The sequence below is a fragment of the Streptomyces sp. NPDC001787 genome (assembly GCF_040297465.1).
Classification (GTDB): Bacteria; Actinomycetota; Actinomycetes; order Streptomycetales; family Streptomycetaceae; genus Streptomyces.
On sequence record NZ_JBEOZE010000023.1, the window covers coordinates 1 to 22,593 of the forward strand.

Genomic DNA, 22,593 nt, shown 5'->3' on the forward strand with positions numbered 1-22,593 from the left:
CCCGCCCCCAACCCCCCCCCCCCCGGGGCCCTGTATCCGCCCCGGGGGCGACTGCCGTGCGTCCGCGGTGTACGGCGGGTCAGTGCTGCCGGCCGGCGGTGCGCCGCCGGACGAAGTACACGGCCCCGGCGCCCGCCGCCAGCACGAGCCCCGTACCGGCGGCGATGCTGGTGGCGTCCATCGAGCCGATACTGCCTCCCAGTCCGCCGGTCACCCCGCCGGGTGGCGCGATGGATGTCGAACTGGATGTGGGTGCCGTGGTGGGGGTGGCGGTGGCGCCGCTGGTGATGGTCAGGTTGACGCTCCTGCTCGCCCCCGTGGAGCCGCAGACGAAGGTCACCGCGTAGACGGCACCCCGCCTGGCGGCCGCGTCGACCGTGGCGGTGGCCGAGGTGCTGCCGCTCGGGATGACCGTGGTGGCGAACACACCCGAGGTGACGGTCGTGGCGCCCGTGCAGCCCCCGCTGCCGAGGGTGACCGTGCCGCCCGGGGCGATCACCGACGGGGCGACGGTCGGGTTGAACGAGGTGTTCGTGCCGCCCGCCACGGCTTGGACGGCCGGTGTCAGCAGGGTGAGTGCGGTGGCGCCGAGCAGGGCGGCGGGTGCGACACGTATCGCGCGCATGGTGAATCCTCCGGGTCCCCGAGGAGCAGCTGCGGAACGGATTTCCACAAGGAATAGGAAATGCACCTCGACACCCGAAACGCTAGAAGTCGCTCATATCCCCCGCGATCAGGGTCCGGCGAATGGGGCAGCGTTGTCCCCCGGCCGGCGCACCGGCCGGGGGTGGCGGACGTCAGCCGCCCGCGTGCGGGAACAGGTCGAGGAAGGGTGCGGCGGTGGCCGAGATGCCCCGGCCGAACGGTGAGTCGAAGTCCCAGATGAGGAAGAGCAGGAAGGCGATCAGCGCGCTGAAGAGGCCCGCCAGCAGCAGTTCGCGGAAGGTTCTGCGGATCTGCAGCGTGAAGATCAGTCCGACCGTCACCAGCGCTCCGGTGATCAGCCCGAACCAGACCACCCCCGGCATGGTGGCCGAGGCGCTCTGCCCCCGGGAACTGCGGGCGTCGTCCGCCGCGGCGACCTGGTCCACCAGTGGCTGGTACGCCTGCCCCTCGTGGTCGGTCCTGGGCTCGTATCCGGTGACGTCGGCACGTACCCGGTCCAGCAGGCGCGTTCCGCGGTCGGTGAGGCTGCCGCGGTCGGACATGGCCTTCCACTCGTCACGGACGACATGGCTGACATAGGCGTCGACATCGGCGCGGATGCGGTCGCGGACCTCGGCCGGATAGACCGATGACCGTGCCCGCACCTCGTGCAGCGCCTGGGCTTCCAGCCGTACCGACTCCTGGGCCGCGCCGCGGCCCTCCCAGACTCCGGCGATGGCGAGGCCGAGCACGATCGCGTACACCACACCGATCATCATCGTCATGTACTCGATGACGTCGGGTGTCTCGGACGGGTCGTCGTCCTCGCCGACGCGGCGGTTGTTGAGGACGGCGATGGTGAGCACGACGGCGCAGGCCGAGGCCATCGCAAGGGTCAGAACAAGCCATTCCGACATGGGTTTCTCCCTCGGTCAGCGGGACGAGCGGGGCCGGAGCACCGCGACGGCGAATACCGCGGGGGCGGTGATCAGCAAGGTCAGGGAGACCAGCGACGGCCCGCTCCCCGGTGCCTTGCGGGCGGCCCTGCGGTACGTGGGGAGCGCCACGGGCCGGGGGGTCGGGGGCGCCGCGCGCGCCGATGGTGTCGGAGCGGGCTGAGGGGAGGGTTTCGGTGGGGGCGGCGGTGTGGGCACCCGCGACGGAGGCTCCGGTTCCGGTGGTGCGGGAACCGGCGCGGGCGCGGGCTGAGGTGGAGGCGGAGGCGGAGGCGGTGGCGGTGGAGGAGGCGGTGCGGGACGGGGCGGAGGAGGAGTCGGCGTCGGCTCCTCGGGCGGCGTGGGAGGTTCGGGCTTCGCGACCGCCTCGCACCGTGCCCCGCCCGCCACGGCGACCGGGAAACCGCCGTCGACCCCGATGGAGGCCACCGCACAGGCGTCGGCGGACGCGGGCGGCGGTATGGCTATCAGCCAGATGAGTGCGGCGGCTGCGGTGAGCCGCCCGATGAGTGATCCGTACACGACCCGGAGCATGTTCTGCGCCGAAGCCGGACACGCGAGGAGTGGCAGTGGATTCGCCTGATAGGGGGGACAATTGGCGGTTGACGTTTGAGGCGCCGGTGTACGCACCGGCGAACCGGTCGATCCCTCGGGGCTTTTGGTGTGCGAGGCCCCGGAACGGGGGGAGAGATCCGCCGAAGCCGCCGTCCGGGCGACTGCTCAAGAAGTGAGCGATGCTCACCCCCGGGGGCCGGGAAATGCGGCGAAAGCCGTCACTGCCGGGTAGGTCCATACCTTTTCCGGTGATGTGAAGCGCGGAGCCGCCAACTGCCGGGGCGTCGGCGGAACATGATACGGGGTCTCCGCCGTACGGAACTCGGCGGTACGCCGCAGTGGTCCGCGGGCATCACCGCGCGTATTCGTCCAAGTCGCCGCCGGGCGCCGGAAAACGGCGTCCGAAGTGCCGTTCCGTCGCTGAATGCGTACACGCAGCGACGGGCCGCGCCGCACATGCCACTGGTGTGTGACCAATAACGGACCGCTAATTTCCGTTTCCGCTCGCTCTCTTGGCGGCCGATCAGTAGCCTCTGGTCAACACTGACCATGAACATGGCCGGATCGCCGTGGCGACTTGTTGGAGACATCGATGGAGCGTCCCGCCTGGGCACCGCAAGGCATAGACATTTCGGTGCCGAGCGTGTCTCGCATGTACGACTTCTATCTGGGCGGATCGCACAATTTCGAGGTGGACCGGGAAGCGGCGCGCAAGGCCATGGAGTTCATGCCGGGCCTTCCCAAGATCATGCAGGCGAACCGGGCGTTTATGCGCCGGGCCGTGCGCTACGCCACGAGCGCGGGTATCAGCCAGTTCCTGGACATCGGTTCCGGCATACCGACCTTCGGCAATGTCCATGAAGTCGCCCGTGCGGCCGACCCCGAGTCCCGGGTGGCCTACATCGACCACGACCCCGTCGCGGTCGCGCACAGCCAGGAAGTGCTGGCGGGCGACGACCGTACGGTCGTCGCCGCCGCCGACCTGCGCCGCCCCCGGGACATCCTGAACAGCCCCGAGGTGGGCGGACTGCTCGACCTCGGCAGGCCGGTGGCGCTGCTGCTCGTCGCGGTGCTCCACTTCATCGAGGACGCCGACGACCCGTACACGGCTGTCGCCGAGCTGCGCGAGGCACTGGCACCCGGCAGCCTGATCGTCATGACCCACGCCTCCTACGAGGGGATCCCGCTGTCCGAGGCGGAGGCGGGCGGCACGGTCGGCGTCTACCGCAACATCCGCAATCCGCTCGTCATGCGGTCGCGCGACGAGGTCAGCAGGTTCTTCGAGGGGTACGAGATGGTCGAGCCCGGCCTTGTCGCCATGCCTCACTGGCGCCCGGACACCCCCGTGGTGCCGGAGCAGGAGGACCCGTTCGCCTTCTCGGGCTTCGCAGGGGTAGGACGCAAGGCGTGAGCATTCCCGCCCAGGCGTCCGGTGAGCCGGACGCGGAACCGGACGGCCCCGAGGGCCGGCTCCGGAGATTCGCCACGATCTGGAGCAGGGCCATCTTCCCCTCGACGGCCACCTCCATGACCCGACCGGAATTCGAGCAGCATCTCCTGCCGCTGGCACGGGAACTGAACGGAATCCTGCACGCCCACCCCTTCGAGGCGGCGCCCGCCCAGCGTGTGGGCGCGGCGCTGGTCGAGGCCCACTGCACGGACCCGGACGCCCTCAGCTCCACGCTCGGCGTCGTCGACTCCTATCTCGTCCTCTACTGCGGCGGCAACGGGCCCAGGGAACTGTCCACCGAGGACAGCAGGGCCCGCTGCGCGCGGATGCAGCACGCGATGGCCGGCGGCTTCACCCAGGCGCTGCGCGAGCGGACCCTGTCCGAACAGGAGGCCATCGCGCGCTCGGCCCTCGCCGCCCGCTCCCACGCGGAGCAGGTGCTGCATGCCACGGAGGCGCGCTTCCGGGCCGTCTTCAAGGACGCCGCCATCGGCATCGGCATCGCGGACCTGGACGGCAACGTCCTGGAGGTGAACGACACCCTCACCCGGATGTTCGGCGGCCTGGACCACCATGTCCGCGGTCACAAGCTGAACGAGTGGGTCCACCCCGAGGACTCGCCGCAGGTCTGGAAGTACTACAACGAGCTGGTACGCGGCGAACGCGAGCACTACCGGGTCGAGAAGCCCTACTACCGCAACGACGGAACGGTCCTGTGGACCAATCTGACGGTGTCGCTGCTGAGGGACGCCGAGGGCCGCCCGGAATACCAGCTCGCCCTGCTGGAGGACACCACGGAGCGCAGGCTCCTCAATCTGCGGCTGCGCTACGAGGCGACCCATGACGCGCTCACCGGCCTCCCCAATCGCACGCTCTTCTTCGAACGGCTGGAGAAGGCCGTCTCGGCGAGGAACGGCACCCGCTTCGGGCTCTGCTACCTCGACCTGGACGGCTTCAAGGCGATCAACGACAGCCTGGGCCACGCCGCCGGTGACCGGCTGCTGGTCGAAGTCGCCGACCGGCTGCAGAGCTGCGCCACCGCGCCCGGCGAGATGGTGGCCCGGCTCGGCGGCGACGAGTTCGTCGCCCTGACCACCGGACCGGACACCGAGGACGAGGTCGACGAACTCGCCTGCCGCATCCTCGGTGTGCTCGCCACCCCCATCCGCCTGGACGGCCGGGAGCTGACCGTGCGCGGTTCCATCGGCATCGTCGAAGGCCCCTCCGGGGAGCGCAGCGCCGCCGAGGTGCTGCGCAGTGCCGACATCACGATGTACCGGGCCAAGTCGGCGGGCGGCAACCGCTTCGAGCTCGCCGACGCGGAGGCCGACGCGCGCGCCATCACCCGGCACGGGCTGACCACCGCACTGCCCGCGGCGCTGGACCGCGGTGAGTTCTTCATCGAGTACCAGCCGCTCGTGCACCTGGGCGACGGCAGTGTGCACGGTGCGGAGGCGCTGGTGCGCTGGTGCCATCCGCAGCACGGGGTGCTCGGCCCGGACCGGTTCATCCCGCTCGCCGAGCACACCGGGCTGATCGTGCCGCTGGGCCGCTGGGTGCTGGAGGAGTCCGTCCGCCAGGCGAACTTCTGGCAGGAACGGCACAGCGACGGCGGCCCGTTGCGGATCAACGTCAACCTCTCGCCGACCCAGCTGCACCACCCGCGGCTGGTCGCCGAGACGGTCGATGTGCTGGAACGTTCCGGTCTGGAACCGGGGGCGCTCTGCCTGGAGGTCACCGAGTCCGCGCTGATCGGCGCCGACGACGACCTGCTCAAGCCGCTGCGGCAGCTGGCGGAGATGGGTGTCGACATAGCGCTCGACGACTTCGGCACCGGATACTCCAACCTGGCCAATCTGCGCAGGCTGCCGGTGAGTGTGCTCAAGTTGGACCGTTCCTTCACCCAGGGCATGCAGCAGCACCCGGCCGACCCCGTCGACCTGAAGATCGTCGAAGGGATCGTGTCGCTGGCGCACAGCCTGGAGCTGGCCGTGACGGTGGAGGGCGTGGAGACCGGGGCGCAGGCCCAGCAGCTGCGTGAGCTGGGCTGCGACACCGCCCAGGGCTGGTACTACGCCCGCCCCGGTGCCCCGGACCGCATCCACCGCCTGCTGCTGGCCGACGCGGTGTGACGGGACCGCCGGGCGGACACGGGTCGGCCCGGCGGTCCGGGGCCGGTGGCCCGGTGGCCGTCCTCAGTCGCCGGACGGGCCCGGACTTCCGGCCCGCCCGGCGATCGAGGACAGCAGCACACGCCGCAGCTCCCGTGCCGCCCGCGGCGGTGCCACATCGCTGCGGTGGGCGAGCGCGATCGTGCGGCGCAGCCCGGGTCTGGCCAGCGGCGTGGTGCGCAGATCGTGCCCGGTCCGGTTCGCGACCATGCTGGGCACCACCGCGATGCCCAGCCCCGCCCGGACGAAGCCGAGCACCGCGTCCATCTCGCCGCCCTCCACCGTGAAGGAGGGTTCGAAGCCCTCGGCGCGGCAGGCCGCCAGGGTCAGCTCGCGCAGGTCGTAGCCGTGACGGAACATCACCAGCGGCGCGCCCTGGAGATCGGCGATCCGCACCCTCCCGCCCCGCCCCGGGGCGGCCTCCGCCGCGGACGACACCACGACCAGGTCCTCGTGGAGCAGCTCCACGGTGGTCAGCGCGGGCGAGGCGGCCGGCAGGGGCAGCACGACCAGGGCGAGATCGAGCGCGCCGCGCGCCAGCTGCCGTACGAGGTCGTGCGAGCCGCCCTCCTCCAGCAGCAGCCGGACGCCCGGATGCAGATCGTGGAAGGCGCGCAGGACGTCCGGCAGCAGACCCGTGCAGAGGCTGGGCGTCGCCCCGAGCCGGACACGCCCGCGCCGCAGCTGCACCAGCTCCTGCACCTCGTGCCGGGCGGTGTCCGCGTCCGCGAGGATCCGGCGGGCCAGCGGCAGCAGCGCCTCGCCCGCGTCGGTGAGGGCGATATTGCCCCGCGCCCGGCTGAAGAGCTCGGCGCCCAGCTCGTTCTCCAGCGCCCGGATCTGCTGGGAGAGCGAGGGCTGCGAGACATGCACCGCCTCGGCGGCGCGGGTGAAGTGCCGGGCCTCGGCGACGGCCACGAAATAGGAGAGCTGCTGGAGGTGCATGCACCGACGATAACGCGGCACGATAGGCAATGCCTATGAAGATGAGCCACACCATGTCTTGGACTGATTGGGTCTTCCGGCCCTAGCGTCGTGTCCATGGCATTGGCAACGCGGGCGGACCGACGGCCGTCCATGACGCGTACACTCTGGGACTCGTCCGTCGGCAAGAAGACGATCATGGCTGTGAGCGGCCTGATCATGCTCGGCTACCTGGTCGTCCACATGGTCGGCAATCTGAAGATCTTCTTCGGATCCGGCGAGTTCAACCACTACGCCCACTGGCTGCGGACCATGGGCGAGCCCTTCCTGCACTACGAGTGGGCCCTGTGGATCGTCCGGGTGGTGCTCGTCGCCGCCGTCGTGCTGCACGGGGTCTGCGCGTACCAGCTGAGCCGGCGCGACATCAGGGCGCGCCCGACCCGCTACGTCCACCGGAAGCCGCGTGCGAGCTATGCCACCCGGACCATGCGCTGGGGCGGCGTCATCCTGGCGCTGTTCATCGTCTGGCACATCCTCGACCTGACGACCGGCACCGTGCACCCGGGCGGCTTCCAGTCCGGACGTCCCTACCAGAACGTCATCGACACCTTCTCGACCTGGTACGGGAACACCGTCTACATCGTCGCGATGCTCGCCATGGGCCTGCACGTCCAGCACGGATTCTGGAGCGCCGCGCAGACCCTGGGCGTCGGCAGCGCCACCCGTGAGCGCGTTCTGAAGACCCTGGCCAATGTGCTCGCCGTGGTGCTGACGCTGGGCTTCATCTCCGTACCCGTCGCCGTCATGACCGGAGTCGTGAGCTGACATGACCGACTACTCGCACTACACCACGGGCACGCCCGTCGCCGACACCAAGGCACCCGAAGGGCCCGTCGCCGAACGGTGGGACACCCGGCGCTTCACGGCCAGACTCGTCAACCCGGCCAACCGCCGCAAGCACACCGTCATCGTCATCGGCACCGGCCTCGCGGGCGGGTCGGCCGGCGCCACCCTCGCCGAACAGGGCTACCACGTCGTCCAGTTCTGCTTCCAGGACTCGCCCCGCCGGGCGCACTCCGTCGCGGCGCAGGGCGGCATCAACGCCGCGAAGAACTACCGCAACGACGGCGACTCCGTCCACCGGCTGTTCTACGACACCGTCAAGGGCGGCGACTTCCGCGCCCGGGAGTCCAACGTCCACCGGCTCGCCCAGATCTCCGTCGAGATCATCGACCAGTGCGTCGCCCAGGGGGTTCCCTTCGCCCGCGAGTACGGCGGCCTCCTCGACAACCGCTCGTTCGGCGGCGTCCAGGTCTCCCGCACCTTCTACGCCCGGGGCCAGACCGGGCAGCAGCTCCTCCTCGGCGCGTACCAGGCGCTGGCCCGGCAGATCGCCGCCGGCAACGTCGAACTCCACGCGCGCACCGAGATGCTCGACCTGATCGTCGTCGACGGAAAGGCCCGCGGCATCGTCGCCCGCGACCTGATCACGGGGAAGATCGAGACCTACTTCGCCGACGCGGTCGTCCTGGCCAGCGGCGGCTACGGCAACGTCTTCTACCTGTCGACCAATGCCATGAACTCCAACGCCACCGCCATCTGGCGCGCCCACCGCCGCGGTGCCTACTTCGCCAACCCCTGCTTCACCCAGATCCACCCCACCTGCATCCCGCGCACCGGCGACCACCAGTCGAAACTGACGCTGATGAGCGAGTCGCTGCGCAACGACGGCCGGATCTGGGTCCCGAAGGCCAAGGGCGACGACCGTCCCGCGGGCGAGATCCCCGAGGACGAGCGCGACTACTACCTGGAGCGCGTCTACCCGGCCTTCGGCAACCTCGTGCCCCGTGACATCGCCTCCCGGGCCGCCAAGAACGTCTGCGACGAGGGCCGGGGCGTCGGCCCCGGCGGCCAGGGCGTCTACCTGGACTTCGCCGACGCCATCGCGCGGATGGGCAGGGCCGGGGTCGAGGAGAAGTACGGCAACCTCTTCGACATGTACGCGCGCATCACCGCGGAGGACCCGTACAGCACACCCATGCGGATCTATCCCGCCGTGCACTACACGATGGGCGGTCTCTGGGTCGACTACGACCTCCAGACCACCGTCCCCGGGCTCTTCGCGATCGGCGAGGCGAACTTCTCCGACCACGGGGCCAACCGGCTGGGCGCCTCCGCGCTGATGCAGGGCCTCGCCGACGGCTACTTCGTCCTGCCGTCCACGATCAACGACTACCTGGCCCGCAACCCCCACACGGAGACCGTCGACGCGGACCACCCGGCGGTCGCCGAGGCCGTCGCCGAGACCGAGGACCGCATCAACCTGCTGCTCGCCGTCGACGGCGACCGCACCCCCGACTCCTTCCACCGTGAGATCGGTGAACTCATGTGGGAGTTCTGCGGGATGGCCCGCACCGAGGAGGGGCTGCGCAAGGCCCTGGAACGGATCCCGCAGATCCGCGAGGAGTTCTGGCGCCGTATCAAGGTCCCCGGCACCGGAGAACAGTTCAACCAGTCGCTGGAGAAGGCCAACCGCATCGTCGACTACCTGGAACTCGCCGAGCTGATGTGCCTCGACGCCCTGCACCGCGCCGAATCCTGCGGCGGCCACTTCCGCGAGGAGTCACAGACCCCCGACGGCGAGGCCGCCCGCCGGGACGAGGAGTTCTCCTACGCCGCCGCCTGGGAGTTCTCCGGCACCGGTGAAGCCCCCGTCCTGCACAAGGAAGACCTCGTCTTCGAGTACGTCCACCCCACCCAGCGGAGCTACGCATGAAGCTCACCCTGCGCGTCTGGCGCCAGCAGAACGCCGAGACGCCCGGCGCCATGGCCACCTACCAGGTCGACGGCATCTCCCAGGACATGTCGTTCCTGGAGATGCTCGACACCCTCAACGAGGAGCTCATTCTCGACGGGGACGAGCCCGTCGCCTTCGACCACGACTGCCGCGAAGGCATCTGCGGAGCGTGCAGCCTGGTCATCAACGGCGACGCCCACGGCCCGGAACGCACCACCACCTGCCAGCTCCACATGCGGTCCTTCCAGGACGGCGACACCATCGACATCGAGCCCTGGCGGGCCGCCGCGTTCCCGGTGGTCAAGGACCTCGTCGTGGACCGCTCGGCCTTCGACCGCATCATCCAGTCCGGCGGCTACATCTCCGCCCCCACCGGCACCGCCCCGGACGCGCACGCCACGCCCGTGCCCAAGCCGGACGCCGACTTCGCCTTCGAGCACGCCGAGTGCATCGGCTGCGGCGCGTGTGTGGCGGCCTGCCCCAACGGCTCCGCGATGCTCTTCACCTCGGCGAAGGTCAACCACCTCAATGTGCTGCCGCAGGGCGCGCCCGAACGTGAGACCCGGGTCCTGGACATGGTCGCGACCATGGACGAGGAGGGCTTCGGCGGCTGCACCCTCACCGGCGAGTGCGCCACGGCCTGCCCGAAGGGCATTCCGCTGCCCTCGATCGCGGCCATGAACAAGGAGTGGCTGCGCGCGACCCGCAGGGCCGCCCGCTGACCGGACCCGCACACACCGCTCCTGACCCCCGGGCCCCGGGTGTCAGGAGCGGATCACGGGGTCACCGCCCCGGCGCCCGGCCGCAGGGCCCTCGCCAGATAGGGGGCCGTGCGGCTGCCCGCCGCCCGCGCCACCTCCGCCGGCGTGCCCGTCGCGACGATCCGGCCGCCCCGGTCGCCGCCTCCCGGCCCCAGATCGATCACATGGTCCGCACCCGCCACCACGGCCATGTCGTGCTCCACGACCACCACCGTGTTCCGCGCGTCCACCAGCCCGTGCAACTGCCGCATCAGCACCTCGACATCGGCCGGATGCAGCCCGGTCGTCGGCTCGTCCAGCAGATACAGCGTGTGGCCGCGCCGGGTGCGCTGGAGCTCGGCGGCCAGCTTGATCCGCTGGGCCTCGCCGCCCGACAGCTCCGTCGCCGGCTGACCGAGCCGCAGGTACCCCAGCCCCACATCGAGCAGCGTCGACAGGCTGCGCCCGGCCGCCGGGGTACCGGCGAAGAACCCGGCCGCCGACTCCACCGTCAGATCCAGCACCTGCGCGATGGTCAGCCCGTCCAGCGTGACCTCCAGCGTCGCCGGGTTGTAGCGCGCCCCGTGACAGTCGGGGCAGGGCGCGTACGTACTGGGCAGGAACAGCAGCTCCACGGAGACGAACCCCTCGCCCTGACAGGTCTCGCACCGCCCGCCCGGCACATTGAAGGAGAACCGCCCCGCCCGGTAGCCGCGCGCCCGCGCCGTCTCCGTCCCCGCGAACAGCTTCCGTACGACGTCGAAGAGCCCGGTGTACGTGGCCAGATTCGACCGGGGCGTACGGCCGATGGGCTTCTGGTCCACCTGGACGAGCCGGTCCACCGCCTCCAGCCCCCGCGCCGACGCGCAGTACCGCGCCCCGGGCGGCCCGTCCGCGGCCTGCCGGTCCGCCAGCGCCCCGGCCAGCACCTGGCCGACCAGGGTCGACTTACCCGAACCCGAGACACCGGTCACCGCGGTGAACACCCCGAGCGGGAACTCCGCGTCGACGCCGCGCACATTGTGCCGGTCCACCCCGGTCAGCCCCAGCCACCCGGACGGCGCCCTCGGCTCGCGTACCGGCGCCGGAGCCCTGTCGAACAGGAACCGGCGCGTGGCGGACTGCGGCACGTCCGCGAGCCCGGCGGGCGGCCCGCTGTGCAGCACCCGCCCGCCGTGCTCCCCGGCCAGCGGCCCCACATCCACCAGCCAGTCCGCGCGCCGCACGACATCCATCTGGTGCTCCACCACGAACACCGTGTTCCCGGCCTCCTTCAGCCGGCCGAGCACGGTGAGCAGGGACTCGGTGTCCGCGGGATGCAGCCCGGCCGAGGGCTCGTCCAGGACGTACACCACCCCGAAGAGCCCCGACCGCAGCTGGGTGGCGAGCCGCAGCCGCTGCAACTCGCCGGAGGACAGCGTCGGAGCCGTACGGTCCAGGCTGAGATAGCCCAGCCCCAGCTCGGTCACCGTACCGATCCGCGCCAGCAGATCGGCCGTCAGCACCCGTGCCGTCCGACCGCCGCCCGCGAGGGACAGCACCTCGGCGAGCGCGGCGAGGGGAAGCGCGGCCAGTTCGGCGATCGTCCGCCCGCCGAAGGTGACGGCCATCGCCTCCGGCCGGAGCCTGCTGCCCGCGCAGACCGGGCACGGGGCGCTGGTCAGGAACCGTTCCGCCTTCGCCCTGAGCGTGGCGCTGCGGGAGTCCGCGAACGTGTGCATCACATAGCGCCGGGCGCTCATGTACGTGCCCTGGTACGGGCGTTGGATCCGGCCCGCCTCACGCACCGGATGGACCGTCACCACCGGCTGCTCGTCGGTGAACAGGATCCACTCCCGGTCGGCTGCCGCCAGCTCCCCCCACGGCCGGTCCACGTCGTAGCCGAGCGCGTCCAGCACATCGCGCAGGTTCTTGCCCTGCCAGGCCCCGGGCCAGGCGGCGATCGCCCCGTCCCGGATCGACAGCGAGGGATCCGGTACGAGCAGTTCCTCGGTGGTGCGGTGGATCCGGCCGAGGCCGTGGCACGAGGGGCAGGCCCCGGCCGCGGTGTTCGGGGAGAAGGCGTCGGAGTCGAGCCGTTCGGCGCCCGCCGGATAGTCCCCGGCCCGGGAGAACAGCATGCGCAGCGAGTTGGAGAGCGTGGTGACCGTACCGACCGAGGAACGCGACCCGGGCGCGGAGCGGCGCTGCTCCAGGGAGACCGCGGGCGGCAGTCCGGTGATCTCGCCGACCGCCGGAGCGCCGACCTGGTGGATCAGCCGGCGGGCGTAGGGGGCGACGGACTCGAAGTAGCGGCGCTGGGCCTCGGCGTAGATCGTCCCGAAGGCCAGCGAGGACTTCCCGGAACCCGAGACACCGGTGAACACCGTCAGGGTGTCCCGCGGGATGTCGACATGGACGTCCTGGAGGTTGTGCTCACGGGCGCCTCGCACCCGGACGTACGGATCGTGGGGGGAGGGCATCGGGGCGTGGCTCCGTACGGAAACTGATCAGGGCGGATAATTCGGGCAAGCAGTTCGATTCTAGGGGCTGTCCCGTCGTCCCGGGTGGATCAGCGTGCGGCGTCGGACGCGGTGCGCCGCCCGGCGGAGGGACGCCCGCACACCGGAGGTACGCGGGCCTTCCGGCGGCGCGCCGAGGTGCCGTGGCTGTCGTCGAACGCCCACCGGGGACTGCGGGGCAGCCCTCAGTACCGCCCGCCTCGGGCGGCCCGGTCCGCGCCCGCCGTCCGGCCGGTGAGCGCGGACAGCCGCCGCAGGGAGTCCAGCAGGCCCCGGCGGTCGTAGGTGCTGGTCGTGACCAGCACCTCGTCGGCGCCGGTCTCCCCGATGGCCGTTTCGAGCTGTGCGGCCACCTGCTCCTCGGTGCCGTGGATGTGCCCGGCGAGGCCCCGCTCGAACATGCTCCGCTCCCGCTCCGTCATGGCGAGGCCCTCCACGCGCTCGGCGGGGGGCAGCGGGGGGAAGGAGCCATGGGTGCGGGAGTGGGCCATGGACCAGGCCTCGGGTATCAGCAGCCGGCGGGCCGCGGCCTCGGTGGCGGCGACCGCGACGGTGCCCGCGACGATCACATACGGCTCCTGCGACCGGGCGGACGGCCGGAAGTCCCCGCGGTAGACCTCGACGGCGCGCAGCAGCCTGTCCCGGCCGCTCAGATCGCCGATGACCAGGGGCAGGCCGGCCGCTGCCGCGATGGCCGCGCCCTCGCCGGTCGCCAGGACGTACGGGGGGATGTCCAGGCCCTCGGCGGGGCGGGCGTGGACCTGGGGATGGGCCTGCTGGGTGCCGTCCAGCCAGCCGAGGAGTTCGCCCAGCTGCGCGGCGAAGTCCTCGGCGTCCCGCTTGCCGCGGCCCAGCGCCCCGCGGATGCCGTCGGTGAACGCCACCGAGCGGCCGAGTCCCATGTCGATCCGCCCCGGGAACAGTGAGGCGAGCACCCCGAACTGCTCGGCGACCACGAGCGGCTGATGGTTGGGGAGCATCACCCCGCCGGTGCCGACCCGGATGGTGGAGGTCGCGGCGGCGACGGCGGCGGCCAGCACGGTCGGGGCCGAGCCCGCGACCCCCGGCACGCTGTGGTGTTCGGAGACCCAGAAGCGGTGGAATCCGAGAGCCTCGGCCTCCTGGGCCAGGCGCACGGTCTCGCGCAGCGCCTGCGGGCCGTCATGCCCCTCGCGGGTGCGGGAACGGTCCAGGACGGAGAAGCGGGTCGACGCGATCAAAGGGCTCACACCGTGTTCAACGTCCTGCCCCCGCCAGGATTCCCGGCGGGCGGGTGTTCCCCGAAGGCTGTCCCGCCAGGGGTTACCGGCCGGCCATAAGCTGGGGGAGTGAGCGAAGAGACGCGGCCACTGGCTGTTTTCGATCTGGACGGCACACTCGCGGACAGTGCCCACCGGCAGCACCACCTGGAGGGGCGGACGAAGGACTGGAACGCCTTCTTCACCGCCGCGGTGGATGATCCCCCGCTGGCGGAAGGGGTCGCCCTGGCGCTGGAGCGGGCCGAGGACTGCGAGGTCGTCTATCTGACCGGACGGCCGGAGCGGTGCCGCCGCGACACCCTGGACTGGCTGGCCCGGCAGGGGCTGCCCGGGGGCCGGCTCCATATGCGGCGCAACGACGACCGGCGGCCGGCCCGCCGTACCAAGCTGGACACTCTGAAGCGGCTGGGCCGGACGCGTGAGGTGCGGGTGCTCGTCGATGACGACGAGCTGGTCTGCGATGCGGCGGAGGCGGCCGGATTCACCGTGGTGCGGGCCCGCTGGGCGGTCGCCGCGGATGTGCTGAAGGACGCGCAGGAACGCGAGGGGCGGACCTGATCAGGCATTCTCGTCGAGCCGGAAGCCAACCTTCAGGCCGACTTGGTAGTGCGCGATTCGGCCATCCTCGATGTGTCCGCGCACTTGGGTGATCTCGAACCAGTCGAGATTGTGCAACGTTTCAGAAGCTCTGGCAACGCCGTTCCGGATCGCCGCATCGATGCCCTCCTCGGAGGTTCCTACGATTTCGGTGACCCGATAGGTGTGGTTAGGCATCTTATGTCCCCTTTCCTGTGACCACGTTGCCTCATTCCGGGATGTCGCGCGAGAGGGAGAATCGGCTCGTCCCGGGATCACGCGGGCCTTGACCTGGCGAATGGTCCATACCAAAATCCAGCCACGCCCGTGCGAGCGATGCCCGCAGTCCCCCCACACCGGGTTCTGATTCCGTCGTACCGTTCCGCAGAAGGTGACCCAGTGAAAAACCGCATACTCGCCGGAGCCGTCGCGCTCGTCTCTTCCGTCGCTCTCGGTGGATGCGGCTATTTCTCGGACTCCGGTTCCGGCGACCGCACCGTGACGGTCTGGCTGATGAAGGACAGCGTCTCCCAGGGATTCCTGGACAAGTTCACCAAGTCGTACGAGGAGGAGCACCCCTCGGTCGATCTGGAGTTCAAGATCCAGGAATGGAGCGGAATCGGCCCCAAGATCATGTCCGCGCTCAAGGGGGACGACGCCCCGGACGTCATCGAGGTCGGAAACACCCAGGTGGCCCAGTACGCGGTCAGCGGGGGGCTGCGCGACCTCACGCTCGAATCGATGCGTGACCTGGGCAGCGACGACTGGATTCCCGGACTCGCCCAGCCCGGAAGCATCAACGGAGTTCAGTACGGCATCCCCTGGTACGCCGCCAACCGGGTGGTGATCTACAACAAGGACATCTTCGAGCAGGCGGGCATCAAGACTCCGCCGAAGACCCGCGAGGAGTGGATCGCGGCCGGCGAAAAGCTCAACAGCAACGGAAACCAGGGCATCTATCTCGCGGGCCAGAACTGGTATGTCCTGGCCGGGTTCATCTGGGACGAGGGCGGGGACCTCGCCGACGAGAACGGCGGCGACTGGGAAGGGGCCCTCGGAACACCCCAGGCGCTCAAGGGAATGGAGTTCTACAAGGAACTCCAGTCGCTCGGCGACGGTCCCACCGACGCCGACGAGGAGAAGCCCCCGCAGACCGACGTATTCGCCCAGGGCAACGTCGCGCAGATCATCTCGGTGCCCGGGGCCGCCTCGCTCATCGAGCAGAAGAACCCCGAACTCAAGGGAAAGCTCGGCTACTTCCCCATTCCGGGCAAGACGGCGAAGGCGCCGGGTTCCGTATTCACCGGAGGCTCCGACCTGATCGTGCCCAAGAACGCCGATCAGCGCAGCGCGGGCATCGAGGTCGTCAAGGCGCTGGCGAGCGAGAAGTGGCAGACGGAACTCGTCCGGACCATGAGCTATGTGCCCAACAAGCCGAGCCTCGCGCGTGTCATCGGGGACGAGGAGGGCACCGCGGCGATGGCCGCCGGGGCCACCGAGGGCCGCGCCACCCCCAACTCGCCCCAGTGGGCGGCCGTCGAGGCCGAGAACCCGATCAAGCCGTACATGACGGCGGTCCTCCAGGGCGGTGACCCCGCCGAGGAGGCCAGGACGGCATCGGAGCGCATCACCGCGATGCTCACGGGCAGCTGAGCCGCGCGGTACGTACGCCGGGTCGTGCGTACGTACCGTCCCGCGTGCGCCGGACGTGCCCCGGACGCGCGCCGGGCCCGTACGCCGGTGCCCCGCGCGCGGGATTCAGCCGTCGCACATCCCCGCTCTCCGTAGCGGTCATGTCAAATCCAGCCGGTAGCGGAAGAAGTAAGGGGCCGGGCCGTCGCACCACCGCGGCGGCCCGGCAGCCGCCCTCGCTGATCCGTCCCCGGAGACTGCCATGACCGCGCTGCCCACCACCCCTCTCGCCGCCGCCCCGACGCTCCCCCCGGTCCCGGCCCAGGCCGCCCCCCGCCCCCCGGTCCCGGACCGGCAGGCCGCGGCCGTTCCCGAGACCCCCGCCTACCGGGTCTGTCTCGCCACCGGCCAGGACGACGTCCGCGCCGCCCAGCGGCTGCGCCACCTGGTGTTCGCCGGCGAGCTGGGCGCCCGTCTCGACGGCCCCGAACCAGGTCTGGACACCGACGTCTTCGACGCCTACTGCGACCACCTGCTCGTACGGGAGTCGGCCACCGGAGACGTCGTCGCCACCTACCGGCTGCTGCCGCCCGAACGGGCCCGGGTCGCCGGACGGCTCTACGCGGACGGCGAGTTCGACCTCGCGCGGCTCGGTCCGATCCGCGACGACCTGGTCGAGGTCGGCCGTTCCTGCGTCCACCCCGCACACCGCAACGGAGCCGTCATCGCCCTCATCTGGGCCGGACTCGCCCGCTACATGGAACGCTCCGGCCACACCTGGCTGGCGGGCTGCTGCTCCATATCCCTCGCCGATGGCGGCGCCCTGGCCGCGCGCAGCTGGGAGACCGTCCGCACGAAGCACCTGGCGCCCGAGGAGTACTGGGTCACCCCCCGCCGCCTCTGGGACACCTCCGGGCACCCCGCCGCGACCGGCGGTGCCCGCGCGGATCTGCCGCCCCTGCTGCGCGGCTACCTGCGCCTGGGTGCCTGGGTCTGCGGAGCCCCGGCGTACGACCCGGACTTCGACGTCGCCGACCTCTACGTCCTGCTGTCCCTGCGCCGCGCCGACCCGCGCTACCTGCGCCACTTCCTCTCCCTCGCCCCGCTGCGATGAGCGCCTGGCTGCCCGCCGCGCCCTGCACCCCGCGCGACTGCGCCGGGCACCGGGGGGCGGTCCGGCCACCCCTGCCCGCCGCGGCTCTGCTGCTCACCGGGTGCACGCTCGTCCTGCTCGGGGCGGTGTGCGTACCGGCGGTGCTGCTCCTCGGCGCGGCGCACCGCGACCGGCTGATCCGCCGGTGGGCGTACACGGTGGTGCGCGCCTTCGGCGTACGCCTGAGGATCAACGGCCGGCCGGCCCGGCCGGGGGAGGCGGGCGCGGGTGAACTCGTGGTCGCCAACCACATCTCCTGGCTCGACATCCCGCTGGTCGCCGCCGCGCTGCCCGGCCGGATGCTCGGCAAGCAGGAGATCCGCGCCTGGCCGCTGCTCGGCCCGCTGGCCACACTGGGCGGCACGCTCTTCATCGAGCGCGACCGGCTGCGTGCCCTGCCGGACGCGGTGCGCACCGTGGCGGGGGCCCTGCGTGCGGGCTCCCGCGTCGTCGCCTTCCCCGAGGGCAGCACCTGGTGCGGGCGGGGCCCCGGCGGCCGGTTCGCGCCCGCCGTGTTCCAGGCGGCGATCGACGCCGGGGCGAGCGTACGGCCGGTCCGGATCGACTACCGCGTCCACCAGGGCCACCGCGGTCGCCCGGACGCCGCCCCCTCCCGGGGCGGTCCGGAACGTGAGGGCGGCGCGGGGGACGCCGCCGGAGCCGTCGCGTTCGTCGGCGACGATCCGCTCGCGGCCTCCCTGTGGCGGGTGGTGCGTGCCGCCGGACTCACCGCGGAGATCAGCGTCCTGGCGCCGATCCCCGCGCGCGGTGAGCCCGGCAGAGCGGTGCTCGCCCGTCAGGCCCGCACCGCCGTGCTGGCCGCCGGCCGGACGGCCGTGGCCAGCGACAGGGCGAACCGGCCCGCGGAATCCGTCCACCACTGATCCAGCCGCAGCCCCGCGGCGTCGAGCTCCTCGCGCACCCCCTCCTCGCGGAACTTCGCCGACACCTCCGTACGCAGTTCCTCCCCGGCCCCGAACGGAACCACCAGGTCCAGCTCGGGGATCTTCACCGTGAGCGCCCGGCGGGCCCGCAGCCGCATCTCGATCCACTCGGCACGCGGGTCCCACACCGCGGCGTGGTCGAAGGCGTCGAGCGGGAAATCGGCCCCCAGCTCACGGTTGACGACGCTCAGCACGTTCCTGTTGAACGCGGCCGTCACCCCGGCAGCGTCGTCGTACGCGGCCACCAGCGTGTCCGGGTCCTTCACCAGGTCGGTGCCGAGCAGCAGCGTGTCACCGGGGGAGAGCAGCGACCGTACGGAGCGCAGGAAGGACGCGCGCTCCTCCGGCAGGAGATTGCCGATCGTGCCGCCCAGGAACGCGACCAGCCGCGGACCCGGGGTACCGGGCAGCGCCAGGCCGCCGGTGAAGTCGGCGATGAGCGCGTGCACCGAGAGGTCCGGCCGCTCGGCGAGCAGGGATTCGGCCGCTCCGGTCAGCGCGCTCTCGCTGACGTCGACGGGCACGTAGCTGTGCAGCGCGGGCAGGGCGTCCAGCAGGTACCTGGTCTTCTCGGAGGAGCCCGAACCCAGTTCGATCAGCGTGCGGGCACCGGATGCCGCGGCGATCTCCCCGGCGCGGGCCAGCAGGATCTCCCGTTCGGCCCGCGTCGGGTAGTACTCGGGCAGCCGGGTGATCTCCTCGAACAGCTCGCTGCCGTGCGCGTCGTAGAACCACTTGGGCGGCAGGGTCTTCGGGTGCCGGGTCAGACCGCTGAGAACGTCGGCGCGCAGCGCCGCGTCCGTCGCGTCCTCCGGCAGGGTGCGGGTCAGCAGAAAGGGACTCACGCGGTGGGCTCCTTGAGCGGGGTCAGCGAGACATCGGCGAGGGTCGCGACCAGCAGGGTGCGGTCGGGGACCTCCTGCCAGCGGGGATCGTCGTCGTACGGTTCCGAGGCCACCACCGTGCGGCGGGCCGGAGCGTGGAGATACCAGAGGCTGTCGCCCCACGCGGTGCCCACGATGACGGAACCGTCGGTGAGCAGCAGATTCAGCCGGGATCCGGGTGCCGCGGCCGCGATCTCGCCCACGGTGTCCGCGACGGCCTGCGGGACGGCTTCGCCCCGGGCCGTCCGGTGGCGTACGAGCGCCCAGATCAGCGCGGAGTCGCAGCGCGCGGTCAGCGTCAGCAGCTCGGCGGGGGGAAGCGTGGCGGCCAGGTCCGCCATCGACCCGGGCCAGCCTCGGACCACCCCGTTGTGGCTGAAGAGCAACCGGCCCGCGGCGAACGGGGCCGCCGCCGCCTCCCCGTCCGCGCCCGCCTCCGTCGCGTCACGGACCGCGGCGAGCAGGGCCGTGCTGCGCACCACCCGGGCCAGATCGGCGAACGTCTCGTCGCCCCAGACGGGGCCCCGGCGCCGGTAGCGGCCGGGCACCGGGTCGCCGTCCGCGTACCAGCCCACCCCGAAACCGTCGGCGTTGACCGTGCCGAACTGCTGCCGGCGCGGTTCCCAGGACTGGCGGACCAGTGAGTGCGGGGGCGAGAGGACTATCTCGCCGAGGGTCACCGGATGTCCCACATAGGCGATATGACGGCACATCAGGCATCCCTCGCGGTCCGGAATCCGGAGAAGATCTGGCGCCGTACCGGCAGGTCCCAGTTGCGGAACGTGCCCCGGCAGGCGACCGGGTCCACGGCGAACGAACCGCCGCGCAGCACCTTGTGGTCAGGGCCGAAGAACACTTCCGAGTACTCGCGGTAGGGGAAGGCCGCGAAGCCCGGATAGGGGAGGAAGTCGCTCGACGTCCACTCCCACACATCGCCCATCAACTGGCCGGCGCCGTACGGGGAGCGGCCCGCCGCGTAGGCGCCGGCCGCCGAGGGGCGGAGGTGGCGCTGTCCCAGATTGGCGCGGTCCGCGGTCGGGTCCTCGTCGCCCCACGGGTAGCGCCGGGACCGCCCGGACGCCGGATCGTGGCGGGCCGCCTTCTCCCACTCGGTCTCCGTGGGCAGCCTCCTGCCCGCCCAGCGGGCGTACGCGTCCGCCTCGTACCAGCTGACGTGCAGCACGGGCTCGTCGGCGGGCACCGGCTCGGTCACCCCGAACCGGCGGCGCAGCCACTGCCCGGCGTCCCGGTGCCAGAACAGCGGTGCCGACAGCGCGTGTTCCCGCACCATGGCCCAGCCCTCCGGCGCCCACCAGCGGGCGTCGGTGTATCCGCCGTCCTCGATGAACCGCTGATAGGCGCCGCAGGTCACCGGGGCCGTGTCGAGGTGGAAGGCCGCCACCTCGCGGCGGTGCGCGGGCCGTTCGTTGTCCAGCGCCCATGGTTCGGTGGACGTGCCCATGGTGAACGGGCCCGCCGGGACCAGGACTTCGGCCGCGAGCGCCGCGTCGTCTGCGGGGGCGGGCGGCCGGGGAGCGGTCAGCGCGGCCGGGCCCGAGCGCAGCTGATGGGTGATCAGCATGGTCTCGTCGTGCTGCTGTTCGTGCTGGGCGATCATCCCGAAGGCGAAGGCGGCCCGTTCGAGCGGCCGGCCTCCCTCGTGCAGCTCGGCGCCCTCCAGCAGGTCCAGTGCCCTGCCCCGCACCTCGGCGGCGTACGCGCGTGCCTCGGCGGGCGCGAGGAGGGGCAGTGAGGGCCGGGTGGCGCGCGGATGCTCGAAGGCGTCGTACAGCCCGTCGATCTCCGGGCGCATGGCCTCCCGGCCGCCCACGTTGCGCAGCAGCCACAGCTCCTCCTGGTTGCCGATGTGCGCCAGGTCCCAGACCAGCGGCGACATCAACGGGGAGTGCTGTGCGGTCAGTTCGCCGTCGTCCACGCTCCCGGTGAGCAGGGCGGTGCGGTCGCGAGCGGTGAGGAGCGCGTCATGGGCGCGCCGCCGCAGGGTCTCGGGGTCGATGCCGGGTGTGCCGTGGGATTCGGTCATCAGGAGGTGCCCCTTCCGGAGTGCGGCGTCGCGTCGTTCCCCGCGGTCGCGGTACCGGTACCGGCGGGATCGGGCAGGTCGTCGGCCGGACATCGGCCTCGCGCGACGAAGCGGTCGTGGAAGGCCGCCACCGTGTCGTGCACGGCCCGGCTCGCACCGATCCGGGGGAGCGCCTCCAGCGCCACCTCGAAGCAGGTGACGGCCGCCGCCCTCAGCTCGGGGTCGGCCAGACCGTCCCGGGCGGCGCCGGCCCAGAGCGGATTGCGGGGCGCGGCGGGAGAGCCCGCCGTCTCCGCGAGCGGTTTGACGGTGCGGTACACGGTCTCGGCGGCCTCCGGGTCGTCGAACAGCGCCGTGGCCACGGCGAGCGGCACCAGCCAACCGTCCGGTCCGCCCTGCGCGTCGATCATGCGGAGTTCGAGGTGCCCGCGCGGACGCACCGGCGGGAACAGCGTCGTGACGTGGTAGTCGAGATCGGCGCGCACGGGCGGCCGGGGGAGACCGCCGCGGATCCACTCCCGGAAGGTGAGCCCGTCCGGCACGGTCCAGGGGACGGCGTCGCCCCGGATGCACATCACCGTCGTGTCGAGCGCATGGGCGGCCCAGGCGTCGCGCGGCGGCAGACGGCCGGGCGGGGCCAGCGTGCGTACCGGGTCGAGGTTCGCCCACAGGGCCTGCCGGGTGGACTGCCATCCGGTCCTGCGCCCTTGCCGGAAGGGCGAGTTGGCGAAGGACGCCACCAGCACGGCGCCCAGCAGATGGGCGAGCTGCCAGCGCCGCCCGTAGCCGAGCGGCCCCGGCTCCTCCACACCCGCGTCCAGACAGACCTGGACGGAGGCGGAGGTGCACATCATCGCCCGCCCGGCCGGACCCGAGCGGTCGAGCGCCCGCTCCATGGCCTCGTAGCGCGGCTCCAGCAGCCTGCGGCGCGGTGGGTGCCACGGATCGACGCCCAGGCCGACCGGCGCGAGGCCCTGCCGCCCGAGGGCGTCGCGTACGGCGGCGAGGTCGGCGGCGGTGGCCTCGACGCAGGCCATCAGCGAGTCCGCGGGCAGCGAGCTGAGCTCCAGCTGGCCGCCGGGCTCGAAGGTCAGCGAGGCGTTCAGCGGCAGGGCGCGGACGGCCTCCACCGCGGCGTCGTGGCGCTCCTGGGACACCGGGACATCGGGGCGGTCCCGGTCGTGGATGAGCCATTCCAGCTCCACACCCACGGTGCGGGGCGGGCCGGTCTTGAAACAGATGCCACGCAGTAAGTCCTCCGCCTCGCCCTCACCGAGGGGGGCGTCGGCGGAAGGGCGCGGGCCGTGATCGCCGGAGCTGTCCGGGGGCATACGGGCCTCCTCTTCGGTTACATCGATACCA

The 22,593-nt window shown here is 71.8% G+C and carries 20 protein-coding genes; 9 read left to right on the top strand and 11 right to left on the bottom strand.

Features of this window, described 5'->3' with window-relative positions; genetic code table 11:
* Positions 1-79 precede the first annotated feature (79 nt).
* The 3 genes from ABT170_RS27175 to ABT170_RS27185 all read right to left on the bottom strand — a co-directional run bounded on the left by ABT170_RS27175 (position 80) and on the right by ABT170_RS27185 (position 1,712).
* On the bottom strand, positions 80-625 hold the full coding sequence (locus tag ABT170_RS27175) for a hypothetical protein (RefSeq protein ID WP_329947191.1): 546 nt from the start codon (positions 623-625) through the stop codon (positions 80-82).
* 172 nt (positions 626-797) lie between these two features.
* Positions 798-1,562: a bestrophin-like domain gene (locus ABT170_RS27180; RefSeq protein ID WP_329947190.1), complete on the bottom strand. Its 765-nt coding sequence runs from the start codon at positions 1,560-1,562 to the stop codon at positions 798-800.
* 15 nt (positions 1,563-1,577) lie between these two features.
* On the bottom strand, positions 1,578-1,712 hold the full coding sequence (locus ABT170_RS27185) for a hypothetical protein (protein ID WP_351871641.1): 135 nt from the start codon (positions 1,710-1,712) through the stop codon (positions 1,578-1,580).
* 1,036 nt (positions 1,713-2,748) lie between these two features.
* On the opposite strand from ABT170_RS27185, the gene ABT170_RS27190 reads away from it, so the two are divergent.
* Both ABT170_RS27190 and ABT170_RS27195 read left to right on the top strand, forming a co-directional pair.
* Positions 2,749-3,567 carry an SAM-dependent methyltransferase gene (locus ABT170_RS27190; protein ID WP_329947188.1) on the top strand — a complete coding sequence of 273 codons (819 nt, stop codon included), beginning with the start codon at positions 2,749-2,751 and terminating at the stop codon, positions 3,565-3,567.
* Entirely contained in the window at positions 3,564-5,738 is a 2,175-nt protein-coding gene (locus ABT170_RS27195; RefSeq protein ID WP_329947187.1) for a putative bifunctional diguanylate cyclase/phosphodiesterase, read from the top strand. The genes ABT170_RS27190 and ABT170_RS27195 overlap by 4 nt, the downstream gene beginning before the upstream one ends.
* Before the next feature lie 63 nt (positions 5,739-5,801).
* On the opposite strand, the gene ABT170_RS27200 is transcribed toward ABT170_RS27195, so the two are convergent.
* Complete coding sequence (locus tag ABT170_RS27200) at positions 5,802-6,722, bottom strand: LysR family transcriptional regulator (protein ID WP_329947186.1); 921 nt, start codon at positions 6,720-6,722, stop codon at positions 5,802-5,804.
* A gap of 96 nt (positions 6,723-6,818) precedes the next feature.
* Here ABT170_RS27200 and ABT170_RS27205 point away from each other — a divergent pair, with 96 nt between their 5' ends.
* The 3 genes from ABT170_RS27205 to ABT170_RS27215 are packed head-to-tail and all read left to right on the top strand — an operon-like array spanning position 6,819 to position 10,220.
* Positions 6,819-7,526 carry a succinate dehydrogenase gene (locus ABT170_RS27205; RefSeq protein WP_329947185.1) on the top strand — a complete coding sequence of 236 codons (708 nt, stop codon included), beginning with the start codon at positions 6,819-6,821 and terminating at the stop codon, positions 7,524-7,526.
* A gap of 1 nt (position 7,527) precedes the next feature.
* Complete coding sequence (locus tag ABT170_RS27210; RefSeq protein WP_329947184.1) at positions 7,528-9,477, top strand: fumarate reductase/succinate dehydrogenase flavoprotein subunit; 1,950 nt, start codon at positions 7,528-7,530, stop codon at positions 9,475-9,477.
* Positions 9,474-10,220, top strand: a complete 747-nt coding sequence (locus ABT170_RS27215; RefSeq protein ID WP_266926236.1) for a succinate dehydrogenase/fumarate reductase iron-sulfur subunit — start codon at positions 9,474-9,476, stop codon at positions 10,218-10,220. Before ABT170_RS27210 ends, ABT170_RS27215 begins: the two co-directional genes overlap by 4 nt.
* A 53-nt stretch (positions 10,221-10,273) precedes the next feature.
* Here the strand turns inward: ABT170_RS27215 and ABT170_RS27220 are convergent, their stop codons facing one another.
* Positions 10,274-12,700, bottom strand: coding sequence for an excinuclease ABC subunit UvrA (locus ABT170_RS27220; RefSeq protein ID WP_351871647.1), 2,427 nt, complete (start codon positions 12,698-12,700; stop codon positions 10,274-10,276).
* A 224-nt stretch (positions 12,701-12,924) separates the two neighbouring features.
* Positions 12,925-13,968: an MsnO8 family LLM class oxidoreductase gene (locus ABT170_RS27225; protein ID WP_351871650.1), complete on the bottom strand. Its 1,044-nt coding sequence runs from the start codon at positions 13,966-13,968 to the stop codon at positions 12,925-12,927.
* 99 nt (positions 13,969-14,067) lie between these two features.
* Between ABT170_RS27225 and ABT170_RS27230 the strand changes: the two genes are divergently transcribed.
* Positions 14,068-14,556 (top strand): phosphatase domain-containing protein, encoded by a 489-nt coding sequence (locus ABT170_RS27230; protein ID WP_351871653.1) that lies wholly within the window; start codon positions 14,068-14,070, stop codon positions 14,554-14,556.
* On the opposite strand, the gene ABT170_RS27235 is transcribed toward ABT170_RS27230, so the two are convergent.
* Entirely contained in the window at positions 14,557-14,772 is a 216-nt protein-coding gene (locus ABT170_RS27235; RefSeq protein ID WP_329947181.1) for a dodecin, read from the bottom strand.
* Positions 14,773-14,973: 201 nt separating this feature from the next.
* On the opposite strand from ABT170_RS27235, the gene ABT170_RS27240 reads away from it, so the two are divergent.
* From ABT170_RS27240 to ABT170_RS27250, 3 genes are all read left to right on the top strand, one after another.
* Complete coding sequence (locus tag ABT170_RS27240; protein ID WP_329947180.1) at positions 14,974-16,227, top strand: extracellular solute-binding protein; 1,254 nt, start codon at positions 14,974-14,976, stop codon at positions 16,225-16,227.
* A gap of 241 nt (positions 16,228-16,468) precedes the next feature.
* Positions 16,469-17,320: a GNAT family N-acetyltransferase gene (locus tag ABT170_RS27245; protein WP_351871658.1), complete on the top strand. Its 852-nt coding sequence runs from the start codon at positions 16,469-16,471 to the stop codon at positions 17,318-17,320.
* The gene (locus tag ABT170_RS27250; RefSeq protein WP_351871661.1) at positions 17,317-18,243 is read left to right on the top strand and encodes a lysophospholipid acyltransferase family protein; all 927 of its coding nucleotides are present in this window, start codon (positions 17,317-17,319) and stop codon (positions 18,241-18,243) included. Before ABT170_RS27245 ends, ABT170_RS27250 begins: the two co-directional genes overlap by 4 nt.
* On the opposite strand, the gene egtD is transcribed toward ABT170_RS27250, so the two are convergent.
* From egtD to egtA, 4 genes are read right to left on the bottom strand one after another with little or no spacing between them, the layout of a single operon-like run.
* Positions 18,156-19,148, bottom strand: a complete 993-nt coding sequence (gene egtD, locus ABT170_RS27255) for an L-histidine N(alpha)-methyltransferase (protein WP_351871664.1) — start codon at positions 19,146-19,148, stop codon at positions 18,156-18,158. The genes ABT170_RS27250 and egtD overlap by 88 nt on opposite strands.
* On the bottom strand, positions 19,145-19,900 hold the full coding sequence (gene egtC, locus ABT170_RS27260; protein ID WP_351871667.1) for an ergothioneine biosynthesis protein EgtC: 756 nt from the start codon (positions 19,898-19,900) through the stop codon (positions 19,145-19,147). Before egtC ends, egtD begins: the two co-directional genes overlap by 4 nt.
* Positions 19,900-21,231 carry an ergothioneine biosynthesis protein EgtB gene (gene egtB / locus ABT170_RS27265; RefSeq protein ID WP_329947175.1) on the bottom strand — a complete coding sequence of 444 codons (1,332 nt, stop codon included), beginning with the start codon at positions 21,229-21,231 and terminating at the stop codon, positions 19,900-19,902. The genes egtC and egtB overlap by 1 nt, the downstream gene beginning before the upstream one ends.
* A complete protein-coding gene (gene egtA / locus ABT170_RS27270) occupies positions 21,231-22,562 on the bottom strand; it encodes an ergothioneine biosynthesis glutamate--cysteine ligase EgtA (RefSeq protein ID WP_351871670.1) in 1,332 nt (443 codons plus the stop codon). Before egtA ends, egtB begins: the two co-directional genes overlap by 1 nt.
* Between the last annotated feature and the right edge of the window lie 31 nt (positions 22,563-22,593).